14 protein-coding genes and 1 pseudogene are annotated in these 11714 nt (G+C 43.9%); 3 read left to right on the top strand and 12 right to left on the bottom strand.

Features of this window, described 5'->3' with window-relative positions; translation table 11 throughout:
- From O9323_RS07345 to O9323_RS07315, 7 genes are all read right to left on the bottom strand, one after another.
- Positions 1-88 (bottom strand): DUF2887 domain-containing protein (locus O9323_RS07345; protein ID WP_272104989.1); only part of this gene is annotated, 88 nt, incomplete at its 3' end.
- A gap of 151 nt (positions 89-239) precedes the next feature.
- Positions 240-1070 carry a 4-hydroxy-tetrahydrodipicolinate reductase gene (gene dapB / locus O9323_RS07340; protein WP_002739420.1) on the bottom strand — a complete coding sequence of 277 codons (831 nt, stop codon included), beginning with the start codon at positions 1068-1070 and terminating at the stop codon, positions 240-242.
- Between the two features lie 142 nt (positions 1071-1212).
- Entirely contained in the window at positions 1213-2166 is a 954-nt protein-coding gene (locus tag O9323_RS07335; RefSeq protein WP_002752123.1) for an asparaginase, read from the bottom strand.
- Positions 2167-2188: 22 nt separating this feature from the next.
- Positions 2189-2692, bottom strand: a complete 504-nt coding sequence (locus tag O9323_RS07330) for a CGLD27 family protein (RefSeq protein WP_002752122.1) — start codon at positions 2690-2692, stop codon at positions 2189-2191.
- A 5-nt stretch (positions 2693-2697) separates the two neighbouring features.
- Positions 2698-3102, bottom strand: coding sequence for a ribosome silencing factor (gene rsfS, locus O9323_RS07325; protein WP_002739249.1), 405 nt, complete (start codon positions 3100-3102; stop codon positions 2698-2700).
- Positions 3103-3157: 55 nt separating this feature from the next.
- Positions 3158-3754: a bis(5'-nucleosyl)-tetraphosphatase (symmetrical) YqeK gene (gene yqeK, locus O9323_RS07320; protein ID WP_069474205.1), complete on the bottom strand. Its 597-nt coding sequence runs from the start codon at positions 3752-3754 to the stop codon at positions 3158-3160.
- 80 nt (positions 3755-3834) lie between these two features.
- Positions 3835-5403, bottom strand: a complete 1569-nt coding sequence (locus O9323_RS07315) for a YcjF family protein (protein ID WP_149107529.1) — start codon at positions 5401-5403, stop codon at positions 3835-3837.
- Between the two features lie 319 nt (positions 5404-5722).
- On the opposite strand from O9323_RS07315, the gene O9323_RS07310 reads away from it, so the two are divergent.
- The 3 genes from O9323_RS07310 (at position 5723) to secF (ending at position 9193) form a co-directional block, all read left to right on the top strand.
- Positions 5723-6706 carry an alpha-ketoacid dehydrogenase subunit beta gene (locus tag O9323_RS07310; RefSeq protein ID WP_002752113.1) on the top strand — a complete coding sequence of 328 codons (984 nt, stop codon included), beginning with the start codon at positions 5723-5725 and terminating at the stop codon, positions 6704-6706.
- 26 nt (positions 6707-6732) lie between these two features.
- Entirely contained in the window at positions 6733-8139 is a 1407-nt protein-coding gene (gene secD, locus O9323_RS07305; RefSeq protein WP_149107531.1) for a protein translocase subunit SecD, read from the top strand.
- A 121-nt stretch (positions 8140-8260) separates the two neighbouring features.
- Complete coding sequence (gene secF / locus O9323_RS07300) at positions 8261-9193, top strand: protein translocase subunit SecF (RefSeq protein ID WP_193977242.1); 933 nt, start codon at positions 8261-8263, stop codon at positions 9191-9193.
- On the opposite strand, the gene O9323_RS07295 is transcribed toward secF, so the two are convergent.
- From O9323_RS07295 to O9323_RS07275, 5 genes and pseudogenes are all read right to left on the bottom strand, one after another.
- Positions 9190-9513, bottom strand: coding sequence for a helix-turn-helix domain-containing protein (locus O9323_RS07295; protein WP_002752110.1), 324 nt, complete (start codon positions 9511-9513; stop codon positions 9190-9192). The genes secF and O9323_RS07295 overlap by 4 nt on opposite strands.
- A complete protein-coding gene (locus tag O9323_RS07290; RefSeq protein WP_232306098.1) occupies positions 9510-9854 on the bottom strand; it encodes a type II toxin-antitoxin system RelE/ParE family toxin in 345 nt (114 codons plus the stop codon). The genes O9323_RS07295 and O9323_RS07290 overlap by 4 nt, the downstream gene beginning before the upstream one ends.
- Positions 9855-9962: 108 nt before the next feature.
- Positions 9963-10448, bottom strand: a complete 486-nt coding sequence (locus tag O9323_RS07285; RefSeq protein WP_002739294.1) for a crossover junction endodeoxyribonuclease RuvC — start codon at positions 10446-10448, stop codon at positions 9963-9965.
- Between the two features lie 3 nt (positions 10449-10451).
- Entirely contained in the window at positions 10452-11555 is a 1104-nt protein-coding gene (gene wecB, locus O9323_RS07280) for a non-hydrolyzing UDP-N-acetylglucosamine 2-epimerase (RefSeq protein WP_149107533.1), read from the bottom strand.
- Positions 11556-11609: 54 nt separating this feature from the next.
- Positions 11610-11714 (bottom strand): annotated as a pseudogene (locus O9323_RS07275) (IS630-like element ISMae24 family transposase); the annotation flags it as partial.

The raw sequence follows: 11714 nt of genomic DNA, 5'->3' as shown, positions 1-11714 counted from the left end.
TGACGGTTTCTGGGGGAAGATTGAGCAAATCAAAGAAACTTTCGGGAAAAGTCTCAAAGAGACGATAGAAAATACTGTCCGTTTTCACTCAATTTTGTCCCTCAATGACTTGTGGTACTTGTTCAATCTCTAAGTCTAAAGTTTGGGTATAGGAAAGCCAGCAGATAGCATTTTTAGGGCAATTTGTCGAGATTTCTCTTCTTTGCCCTTTTCCTCTCCTTCCTCTCAAATATCTCGATTTAGAGGATTTTTTCTAAACCGTAAACGAGGGATTGCAGCTGAGTAACTTTGCGGATAGAAAGGAGAACCCCCGGCATATAACAGGAGCGATCGCTGGTATCATGACGAAGGGTATAGATTTCTCCGGGGGAACCGAAAATGACTTCTTGGTGAGCAATTAAACCGGGTAAACGCACGCTATGAATACGGATGTTCTCGGCAGTTAAACCGCCTCTAGCGCCGGGGATGGTTTCTTTTTCGGAAACTTGAGCAGGATTAAAGATTTTACCCAATTCTGCCAGTAATTCGGCGGTTTTAATCGCTGTGCCACTGGGTGCGTCTGCTTTTTGATTGTGATGCAGTTCGATAATTTCTACATGATCAAAGTAGCGAGATGCTTGCACGGCAGCCTGTTGTAGTAAAACCATGCCAATGGAAAAATTGGGGATAACTAAACAGCCGGTGCTGGCTTTTTCGGCAAATTCGGCTAAATCTTGCAGTTGTGCCGCCGATAATCCCGTAGTTCCCACCACCGGACGCACTCCATAGGCGATCGCACTGCGGGTATTGTCATAAACACCGTCGGGATGGGTAAAATCCACCATCACCCCCTGCACTTTTTCCTGAGTTGCCAGGACTAAAACACTCTGTAAATCGTCGAGAATCGGCACTTCTAGGGGTTCACAACCGGCCACTTCCCCCACATCCTGACCTCGAAAAGCTGGATTTCGATCCACTGCACCCACTAAGATCATATCGTCGGCACGAGCAACGGCTTTAATGACTTCCCGTCCCATTTTGCCGGCTGCACCGTTGACAACCACGGGAATCGGGTTTCTATTTTCGGTCATAGTTAATTATTCTCCTTATGTATGGCGATTATAGATTGTAAATGGGTAATAACGTTTTTTAGGGAAAAAAATCAAGATATAAATACTGCCCTAATACACCAAAAAAAACTTTTTGATGTGTTACCCTTGGTCAACCCACTACTTATAATAAAGCCATTTCTCCCACCACTTCCAAGCGGGTATAACTGCCGATTTTGAGGAATTTTTCCGAGAGAGATTCGGCCACATTGGGAGTAATCCAGCCTAACTGTTTGAGAATTTGCAAAGCGGCGGCATATTTAGCCCGTTTGGAACCATCTAAAGCTTTTATTGCTAATCCTAAACCTTCACCGACGCGCCCAATACATTGAATCCCTTCAGCCCCGGCTTTACTGACGATTTCCCCTTGGCTAACCTGCATTAATTCCGTATCAAAAGCCCCTTCTCCTGCTACCATGCGGGGATGATAGGTCATCGCCCGGACGATTCTTTCTAAGTCTAAACGGTTGCCAGAGGCTAACTGGGCGTAGAGATGGGCCATTTGCCCCAACTGCATTGAATAGGTGGGCGCACCGCAGTCATCGTGGGCGCTGATTAATTCATCTCCCGGCATTCCCAATAATTCGGCAATTTTGCTTAAAATTAGCTTCTGTATCTGACTAGAACGCCGCAGATAGCTATTTAACGGCCAGCCACGCTGTTGACACACCGCTAACATCCCGGCGTGTTTACCAGAGCAATTGTACTGAAGGCGACTGCGTTTACCTTCGGGGAGGGGACATTGCAGGGCATTGGGATCGATATCGGCACGCCAGAGAATATTAAAGACTTGACGGGCGTGTTCCACTGTGCCTTGGTGAGAACTACAGATAATGGCTAGATCCTTATCGTTGAGATCGTAGCGTTCGAGGGTGCCGGTACTGATGACAGCCAGTGCTTGAAAAGGTTTTAGGGCCGAACGAATAAAGGCGCTAGTTTCGGCACTGCCGGCGGTGGATAATACCCGGCCGCGGTCATCGCAAATAGCGGCCTCGACATGATGGACCGATTCAATAATACCTTCCCGGAGGAGATGAATTTCTAAGCGGTGGGTTGGTGAACGTTTTACCCTATTCATTCAGATTGGTGATTGGTTGCGGTTAGTGAGTGAAAAATAGCCAGAAAAGACCACTGATAGCGACAATTGCCCCTAAAATCAGGGCGGTTTTTTGTAAACGGCGGAGAATGGGCTGGATTTGATAGGAGACGATTAAACGATCGCGGGTTAAAATAGCGGCGGTTTTTGTCCAGATTTGGCCATCATACCAGCCCGACTCCTCATAAAATACTTTCTCTGATTGCAAGCGGTCATAGACGTAGATCCAGCCTAGATACAAGCGCAATAACACCAATCCTACCAAAATTGTCGAGCCAAAAATCCCCGCACAGAAGAAGAGAAAAGGGGCTTTTTTAAGGGGAAAACTAGCGGCGGCAATCGGTCCGACAATTAACCATGTCCACAACCATAACCAGACAATTTTTTTTGTATAAGAGGCTACATCTAGCGTTGCCCAACGGAAAAACCAAGATTCTTTTAACTGTTCGTACTCGTTAACCGGTTGCTGTTCTTCCGGGACGGGACAGAAATCAAGGGAGGATTTCATGGATTCTACTCCTCCAAATGGTCGCTAGGTAGAGGAATCCGTTGAGCATGACCCCAAAATGCTTCTAAATTATAAAATTCTCGCTCTTTTGGTAAAAAGATATGGACAATGATATCGCCATAATCCATCAGGATCCAGCTACCTTCGCTTTTTCCTTCCACTTGTCGGGGGGATTGTTGCCATTCTAGTTCCATAGCAGCTTCGATCGCATCCTCGATCGCTCGCACTTGGGTGGTAGAATAGCCAGTAATAATCAGAAAATAATCGGTTAAATAACAGATATCGGCGACTTTCAGGATGGCGATGTCCCCTGCTTTCTTGTCTTCGGCAGCGGTAACAATTGTCTCTAGAAAATTTTCGGTCTTGAGATTTTCGGCGACGGGGGTAATAATTCCAGTGGGATTGGTCATTCAGGTTGTGGTTATCCTTTGGCTGAGGTGGTTGTAAGCGAGTCTTGAGATTATGTTAATCAATGGTTTTAGTTTCCGTTAGTTGTTCTTTAACAATTTGTAACGCCCAGTTGCGGGTTAGCACGGTGCGGGGATGAATGGGACAATGGCTACTTAAAAGATATTTTAGGGAATAATCGCAGGTTTGTTGAACGCTTTTATGGAGATTTTGATAGCTGAGTTGTCGTAGGGCGTTTAATTCGGGTGTATCGCCGCGATTGGGTTCCAAGGCATCGGCAATAAAGACTATACAGCTAAGATCGCTCATATTGGGTTTACCGAGGGTATGATTGCGAATCGCTTCGAGAATTTCCTCATCGGTAATGTTAAATTCTTTTTGGGCGACAATTGCGCTCACGTCGGCGTGGAGTAAGTGGGGATGGGATAAACAGATATTATCCACCTCTATTCCCGCCGATTCTGCCATTTTTAGCAGTTTTTTGGGCTTGAAAAATTTAGCCAGATCGTGTAACAACCCAGCTTGCCCTGCTTGGACGGGATCGAGATCGTGATGACGAGCTAAATCAATACACATGGTCTCCACACCGAGAATATGTCGCAGACGGTGTTCGTTGACGTTTTCTTTTAACCAGTCGATAACTTGCTGTCGCATCTTTTTTTTGCCCTTGTGGAACCCCAAAACGATTGTAACAATTACTATACAATTTTGCCTATTGCTCCCGGGTTCGATCTTTACCAATCATCCTCGCGACTAGCTTCTAAAACTTCTTCTTGCTGCCAATCATCCTGAAAAGGTTGTACCACTTTACCGATCGCATCGGCCACAAAAGACTTAATAAATTCTTCCTTGCGACTGAGTTGAAATTGTCTTTGTACCACTTCCGTCATACCACCGTCACCCCAGTCTTGATCCTGACGGAAATATTCAATAAAACTTTTGCCGGCAATGCGGGTTAAATAGGCGGCACTGACCCCTTGAATTGCCTTACCGACTATATAGGTAGTAAAATTTAACTGTAGGATTCTGGCTAATAATTCTACTGCTCCTTTCACTACTCCCAAACTAACTAGAGTTTTGCCCAAAGATAGAGCCAATTCCTTGCCTCGATCGCTATTAATTTCACAGCCATAAACTTGACCAATTTCCTTAACCATTTGAGCATTAACCGCCGCCGTTGCTAACAGATCGAACACTGGTAAGGGAGTCACCGCAATCACTCCCGCACCGATCCACTGATAGCGATCAATAATTTTATCAGCTTGGCGACGACGTTGGCGATCAATAATTTTCCTAGCTTCTTCTCCTAATCGTTGGGATTGTAAGAGGATATTATCTGCCACTAAATCCTCCCCTTCAGCCCGTAAAACTGAAGCCAAACGTTTAATTAAAGCTAAAATATCTGGTTCTGGTGTGATCATTTGTCCACCAGTTAACTGTACTGGTTGGGGATTAGCGGCGACGGCAATAATATCGGCTGAAAGGACAACTCCTTTAAGACGTTCTCGTAATTGTTTTAAAATAATGTCTCGATCTTCGTCGCTATAGAGATCGATTTTATTAAAGACTAAGAGAGAACGTTTACCAATATCAATTAAACCCAATAAAGGGCCGTATTCCGATTGTCGAATATCGTTATCGATGACAAATAAAAGTAAATCTGCTTCCGTGGCTAATTGTCGCGCTAACTGTTCCCTTTGACCTCCAGCTGCACCAATTTCAAGAATGCCTGGAGTGTCGGTAATTTGAATTTCCCGATTCACACCTTTCATTTTTAAACTATAGGTTTCCCCTTTTTCCGTGGTTCCCATGGTTGCCTCCACATTGCCCACCATTTGACCGATGAGGACGTTAATTAGGGAGGTTTTTCCCGCCGATCCCGTGCCGAAAACAATGATTTTAACTTCTTTTCTGGCTAAACTTCGCTCAATTTCTTGGGAACGATTAATAAAAACCTGTTGGGTTACTTTATCTTGAATTTGCTCCACTTGTTGCCGGATAGCTTTTAAGGTTTCCCCGGCGGCCTCGGTTTTTTCTACCGGTAATTTTAGGGGTGGACGGGAGGAAGAACGCAACCCGCGGCGACTTTTTTGCTGCTGGGGCAGCAGATAAAAGTAGTACAAAAGAATGTAGATCAGCAAGCCCAGCAGTCCGATAATCAGTAAAAGCAGAATATTGGCTAGTAGGGGAGCGGTAAAGGCGATCTGGATGTAAAGACGATAGATAGAGTTGACTAACCACAACATTAATCCGAAAATAAAGCTCAGACCAATGATTAAAGCGGCAAGACGGGGTAATTTCATCAGCTTTAACGGTAGGGGATTCCTTGATCTTGATCTTAGTTCTTTGCCGGCCGATTGTCGGGAACTAGAATAGACTATTATCTATAGTCATAATTGTTTTTATTCATCAGTAGGGAAGCACAATTATTTGTAGGATGGGTTAGCGGTAGCGTAACATAATCGGGCGTTGGGTTTCATGCTTCAACCCAACCTACGTTCTTCCCCACTTCCCCATCTCCCCACTTCCCCACCTCCCCACTTCCCACTTCCTTCGGACCAGAAAAGGGGTAAGATAATAAGTTTAGTGATAAGATGACCGAATTGTAAGCGGGGACTTGATATGGCAGAAACCCTATTATTTAATGCTTTGCGACAGGCGATCGATGAGGAAATGGGCCGCGACCAGACAGTATTTGTTTTGGGTGAAGATGTGGGTCATTACGGCGGTTCCTACAAAGTTACCAAAGATCTCTACAAAAAATATGGCGATTTAAGGGTTTTAGATACTCCCATCGCTGAAAATAGTTTTACGGGCATGGCAGTGGGGGCAGCCATGACGGGATTGCGTCCGATTATTGAAGGCATGAATATGGGTTTTCTTCTGCTTGCCTTTAACCAAATTGCCAACAATGCCGGGATGTTACGTTATACTTCCGGCGGTAATTTTAAAATCCCCATGGTTATCCGCGGTCCGGGGGGTGTGGGGAGACAATTAGGGGCGGAACATTCCCAACGTTTAGAGGCCTATTTTCACGCGGTACCCGGCCTAAAAATTGTCGCTTGTTCCACTCCTTACAACGCCAAAGGTTTATTAAAATCGGCGATTAGAGATAATAACCCCGTGCTTTTCTTTGAACACGTTCTTCTCTATAATCTTAAGGAAAATTTACCTGATACCGAGTATCTTTTACCCCTCGATAAAGCGGAAATCGTTCGCAAGGGAGAAGATATAACTATTCTCACCTATTCGCGGATGCGTCATCACTGTTTACAGGCATTAAAACAGTTAGAAAAAGATGGCTATGATCCAGAAATTATCGATTTAATTTCCCTGAAACCCTTTGATATGGAGACGATTGCCGCTTCGATTCGCAAGACTCACAGGGTGATTATCGTGGAAGAATGTATGAAAACGGCAGGAATTGCTTCCGAGTTAATTGCTTTAATTAACGAGCAGTTATTCGATGAATTAGATGCCCCCGTGTTAAGATTATCTTCCCAAGATATCCCCACACCTTATAACGGTAATCTAGAAAGATTGACGATTATTCAACCTAATCAAATTGTCGAAGCTGTCCAAAAAATGGTCGGCGATCGCATTTAACAAATTCTCCTTTTGATACTGAAGTTATGCAGAGACAAAATTGGTTATTGTTACTGATCGTCGGCCTAGTTGTTGCCTCGATCTTTATCCTGATTAAGTTACCCCTACAATTAGGTTTAGACCTGCGCGGGGGTAGTCAATTAACCATTCAGGTTAAACCCACTGAAACCGTGACAACCATTCAACCTAATGATTTAAAAGCCGTACAAAATGTGATTGAAAATCGCGTTAATGCCCTCGGTGTTTCTGAATCATTAGTGCAGACTGTGGACAGTAAAAATCAGGTAATCGTGCAACTACCCGGGGTCACAAATCCCAAAGAAGCTGAGAGAAACCTAAATGTTCAGGCCCAATTAGAATTTCGTCAGCAAAAACAAGGTACAGAAGGAGAATTTCGGGCTGAATATTCAATTTTTCAACAAAAAAAAGCGGAATTAGCCGCCCTCAAAGCCGAGAATAAACCCGAAAATGCCGCTAAAATTGCCGAACTAGAACAATCTCTCCAGAAATCTAAAGAGGCAATTTTAAATTTATTTGAATCGGTGGACTTAACTGGAAAAAATCTGCAAAATGCCACTATTAGTTCCACCCAAGGCACTAACTGGGAAGTGGCCATTACTTTCGATTCGGAAGGGGGCAATAAATTCGCCGAACTGACTAAAGCGATCGCTGGTACTGGTCGCAGTATTGGGATTTTCCTCGATAATGAATTAATTAGCGCCCCTGTGGTTGATGTGCAGTTTGCCCAAACGGGAATTACAGGAGGCCGGGCCGTGATTACCGGTAATTTTACCGCCGAAACTGCCAACGATCTAGCGATTCAATTGCGCGGTGGTTCTCTACCTTTCCCCGTTAAAGTGGAAGAAATTCGCACCGTCGGGGCAACTTTAGGCCAGGATAGCATCCGTCGCAGTATCTACGCAGGTTTAGTGGGTTTACTGTTAGTTTTAATCTTCATGGCGGTTTATTACCGTTTACCCGGTATTATCGCCGATATTTCCCTGATTATCTATACTATTCTCTCTCTGGGAGCTTTTGCCTTAGTGGGAGTCACCATGACGTTACCCGGGATTGCTGGATTTATCCTCAGTATCGGCATGGCAGTTGATGCAAATGTACTGATTTTTGAGCGCACCCGGGAAGAATTAAGGGCCGGAAAATCTCTATTTCGGGCTGTGGAGTCGGGATTTTATCGGGCTTTTTCCAGTATTCTTGATAGTAATGTCACTACTTTAATCGCCTGTGCTGCCTTATTTTGGTTGGGTTCGGGATTAGTCAAGGGTTTTGCTTTAACTTTAGCCATTGGGGTAGCTGTGAGTATGTTTACCGCTTTAACCTGTAGTCGTACTCTCCTGTTAATCACCGTGTTAAACGTCCCCAGCATTCGCCAAAAACCCCAACTTTTCTGCCCTAATTTACCGGCAAATCAGTAGGGTGGGTTAGGCGACGACAAGTTATGCTGTTAACCAATAATTTCATATTCGCCGTAACCCACCGATTGCCACTCCCTACTCCCCAAATTCCTTTTTCCTTTTTACTTTTTACTTAATCAATATGGCATTTAGCGTTACAAAACAGCGTAATTTTTGGTGGACAGTCTCGGCCCTGCTGACGATTGGTAGTATTTTGGCCATGGTGATTTCTTGGTTCACTATTCAAGCGCCTTTACGACCGAGTTTAGATTTTGTTGGTGGGACGAGAATTCAGATAGAATTAGCCTGTGCCAAAAAGAATACCTGTGAGAAACCCTTAACTACTGCCGAAGTGCAAGGGATTTTAGACGAGGAGGGATTGGGTAACAGTAGTGTGCAGGTGTTGGATAAATATACTTTATCGGTCCGGACGAAAACCCTGGCAGAAGAACAGAGAACAAAATTACTCGACACCTTAAATGAGAAAATTGGCACCTTTGACCCCGAAACCAGTCAAATCGATACCGTCGGGCCGACCATTGGTCAAGAATTATTTAGGTCGGGGTTTTTAGCTTTATTAGTTTCCTTTTTTGGCATTGCCGTCTATCTCAGCTTCCGTTTTCAACGGGATTACGCTTTTTTTGCCATTGTCGCCCTGCTGCACGACGTTTTGATCACTTTAGGGGTCTTTGCGGTTTTAGGCTTAATTGCGGGGGTAGAAGTGGATAGTTTATTTTTGGTTTCCCTCTTGACAATTGTGGGCTTTTCTGTTAATGACACAGTGGTAATTTATGATCGCGTCCGGGAAAATTTTGCTAATACCCCCGAATTATCCGTGGATGAAATTGTCGATAATGCGGTGAGTCAAACCCTAACTCGTTCAATTAATACCACCCTGACCACTTTATTGCCTCTGGTGGCGATTTTTCTCTTTGGTGGCACGACCTTAAAATATTTTGCCCTAGCTTTAATTATTGGTTTTGTAGCGGGGGCCTATTCGAGTATTTTTATCGCTAGTACCCTACTAGCTTGGTGGCGCGGTCGTTCCCATCGACCCACACTCAATTACAGTTAGGATGCCATTGGTGAAGAATCAGTGGTTCTTGGATGGGTCGTAATAGTAATTTCAACCTGTTGATTGAGACGACCCAAAATTGAGATCAAACGGTCAATAGTAAAGCGTCCCAAATTAGCACGGCGAATCTGGACAAATTCACTGTGATTAATTCCAGTTCGCACTTGAGCATCGCGGGTTGATAAGTCTTCCTTCTCCAGAACCTTGATAATTTCAGCAGCAAGCAGTGCTTTCGCTTGTCGCACGTCCGCATCTACATCGCCAAAATCGCGGTACACATTCCCGCTACCTTGTACCAGTTCAAATTGTTCTTCACTCATGAGAGTTCCTCCTTCAATCGCTTGAGCCGTGCTTTGATAACTTCGACTTCTTGCTGTGGTGTTTTGATCCCTTTTGGGGATTTTTTCTGGAAGGCATGAATCACCCAGATAGCCTCACCTAACTGGACAGCATAAATAGTTCGATAGGCATCCCCCTTGAAAGGTAGAGCAATCTCGAACACACCAGAACCTATCCCCTTAAAAGGCTTGGTTAGGGATGATTTTGCCCCTTCTGCTGCAATAGTTAAAGCGTCAAGTACAATTTCTTGGGCTTCCTTGGGAAACTTTTGAAAATCTTTCCGTGCCGCTTTAATCCAAGATATAGGACGGGTATTACGCATTCGCTTATGGTGATATAACTGATACCACCTGTCAAGCCCCATTATACTAAATCCAAAGATGGCTTTTAGTTGTCAGCTAAATTTTTGCGCCAATTTCGTCAAATTGCTTCAAGAGATTTGATTGCGAACGCCACTGAAAGCAGCGTATGCGATCGCTATAGCATCTACAGCATCATTAATAGGCATTTTTGTCAATCCGAATAAATACTTAATTTGTTCGGCCACCTCAGCTTTAGTGGCCCTACCATGGCCCAGATGACATTTCCAACTAGCTTGATGGAGGAAAATCGGTTCAATTCCCCCATCGCGACAGCTAACTAGATTGATAATTCCCAATGCTTGCAGGACTCCACCGGCTGCCTTGATTTGCCGGTTAAAAAAGGGCATTTCCACGGCAATTTCCCCCGGTTTATATTCTGCGATTAACTCCTTTAAATCCCGTTCAATTTCGATCAAACGCTGGGCAGTAGAAAGATTTTTAGAAGTTTCGATCGTGCCGTAATCGACTAAGATCGGCACTAACTCACTATTATCCCGGAGAATAGCCCAACCGACAATCGCTAATCCGGGGTCGATACCCAACCAAGTAGTCATAAATTAAGCCAAAAAATCTTGGACGATTTGGAGGATTCTTTGGGATGCTTGTCCATCTCCAAAAGGATTAATGGCATTAGCCATACGATCATAGGCGATTTTATCCCCTAATAATTCTCCCGCTTGTGCTAAAATTTGCTCTGGATTAGTACCAATTAATTTCGCTGTTCCCGCTTGTACTGCTTCCGGTCTTTCCGTGGTTTCTCGCAATACTAAAACCGGTTTTCCTAAACTAGGGGCTTCTTCTTGAATGCCCCCAGAATCAGTTAATAATAAATAGCAGCGTTGAATCGCCCCCACTAACTCGGCATAATCGAGAGGTTCAGTTAAAAATACCCTGGGATGATTGCCCAAAGCGGACTTTATTGGTTCTCGGACGGTGGGATTGCGATGGAGGGGTAATAATAGGGCTGTATCGGTATATTTTTCTAACAACAAAGTCAATCCTTTGATAATATCCTGTAAGGGTTCGCCCCAATTTTCCCGGCGGTGAACCGTGGCTAATAAAACCCGATAATCTGACCAATTTAAGCCCGCAATTTGACATTCTGGGGCGGTTTTGGCTACGCTTAATAAAGCATCAATAACTGTATTACCGGTGTGGTGAATATTTCCTGTCACCCCAGATTTTTGTAAATTTTCTACGGCTAAAGTAGTGGGAGCAAAATGTAGGGTCGTCAGTTGAGAAATTAGGCGGCGATTAGCTTCTTCGGGATAGGGATTATAGATATCATTAGTTCTTAATCCTGCTTCCACATGGGCGATAGGAATTTGTTGATAAAAAGCCGCTAAAGCAGCAGCAAAAGCGGTAGTAGTATCACCTTGCACAATAATTAAATCTGGTTTTATGCGCTCAAAGACCGTTTCTAAACCGCGTAAACTACGGCAAGTAATATCAGTTAAAGTTTGACGGGTTTGCATAATATCGAGATTTTCATCTGCTTTTAAAGCAAATAATTCCATCACCTGCGCTACCATTTCTTTATGCTGTCCCGTCAGAATTACATGGGTTTGAAACTGTTCCGATTCTTGAAAAGCACGAATAACGGGAGCTAATTTAATCGCTTCGGGACGAGTTCCAAGAGTAATACAAATTGATTTCAACATATTATTATCAGTTATCAGTTATCAGTTATCAGTTATCAGTTATCAGTTAAGTACCTAGGCAAAATTAATTACATACTCGCCTCCAAAATTGTCCAGCACTTTTTTAACGTAAGCGAGGAGGCTCTTTCGGTCTTTATAGGCGCTAAATTCAATCCATTC

The organism is Microcystis sp. LE19-131.1A (assembly GCF_027532015.1).
In the GTDB taxonomy this organism is placed as follows: Bacteria; Cyanobacteriota; Cyanobacteriia; order Cyanobacteriales; family Microcystaceae; genus Microcystis; species Microcystis ichthyoblabe_A.
Note: the sequence above shows the minus strand (reverse complement) of the source record. Positions and strands in the feature narration are given on the sequence as shown.